Annotated in this window: 2 protein-coding genes; both read right to left on the bottom strand. The window is 40.2% G+C overall.

Going from position 1 to position 1138, the window contains the following annotated elements; genetic code table 11:
* A partial coding sequence (locus tag A3757_RS24740; protein WP_068740477.1) for a tetratricopeptide repeat protein occupies positions 1-806 on the bottom strand: 806 nt, incomplete at its 3' end.
* A gap of 3 nt (positions 807-809) precedes the next feature.
* The coding region (locus A3757_RS24735) for a LapA family protein (protein ID WP_231878386.1) at positions 810-1138 on the bottom strand (329 nt) is incomplete at its 5' end.

The raw sequence follows: 1138 nt of genomic DNA, 5'->3' as shown, positions 1-1138 counted from the left end.
TGATCAAAAGATTCTGTCTTGACGGTGCACTCTAACAAAAGAGGCAAAGCTAAAATGATGTCTTCAGGAGCTATTTCTGCAACTTGCTTTAAGAAACGAATAGCTTCTCCATACCTCTCATCCTGTTGAGCAAGCGCAGCCTGTCCAAGCAAAGCCCTGACACACAATTTATTAACTCCCAAAGCCTGCTTAAATAAATTGATTGCTTCCCTTTGCTGGTTACTTTTTAGCTTTTCCTCAGCAAGCTCACAATAGTACTGAGACAGTCGAATCTTTATTTCGGGATGACGCCTTAAATCAATCTCTTTAGCAATGACCAATGCGCCTGACCAGTCTTTTTCACGCTCACAGATATCAAGTAATAAAACCTGACTACGATAGGAGTATCTTTTAGATTGTGTTAATTGTAACAATAAAGACTCTGCTCTATCGAAAAGGCCTGCAGCTTTATAGTCTTTTGCTAGCTCAAATATCACAGCATCACTGGCTTCATTTGAGATTTCTGGGTGAGCCATTAGATTCTGGTGAATTAGTATAGCTTTCTCTACCTCACCTTGTTTTCTAAAGTGCGTACCGATAGAGATGTGTGTTTGAAGAGTTTCTTCGGATACTTCCAGGGAGTTAATCAATCGATCTATAGCATCATCGGAATAACTATCAAAAAGCAGCTGGAGTCGGTGCTTTTCACCGACCTTTGTTTGGCTAGGTTCGCTAGTAGGAGACCTTTTCTGCTTAGCGCTATATCCGAACAACCAGCCTAAAGAAAGCGCTAAAAACAGAAAAACCCAGAGCTGCGCAGTTTCCATTTACTAGCCTTTTGAGGTCGCTCTTCTAAGTCTCGACAGTTTAGTTTCTGTTGTCTGGAGACGCTTATCTTTAATTTTTTTCGAACCAAAAAGGAAAATCTGAGTCGGTACAGAAAATAAGCAACCAAGAATGAGGCCAACAACCAAGCTGCCTAACACCCAAAACCCCACACTAAGAGAGGTGAACTCGACAAATAATAGATCCACAGCTACAAGCGCATCATTTCGTAAAACAAAAACAACACAAGCGAGTAGAATAACTACAAAAAGAAGAAATGAAAGAGCGAATAAAATACGTGCCATTAATAAAACCTGACTCAAATATTGAAACG

The organism is Oleiphilus sp. HI0117, from assembly GCF_001635235.1.
Note: the sequence above shows the minus strand (reverse complement) of the source record. Positions and strands in the feature narration are given on the sequence as shown.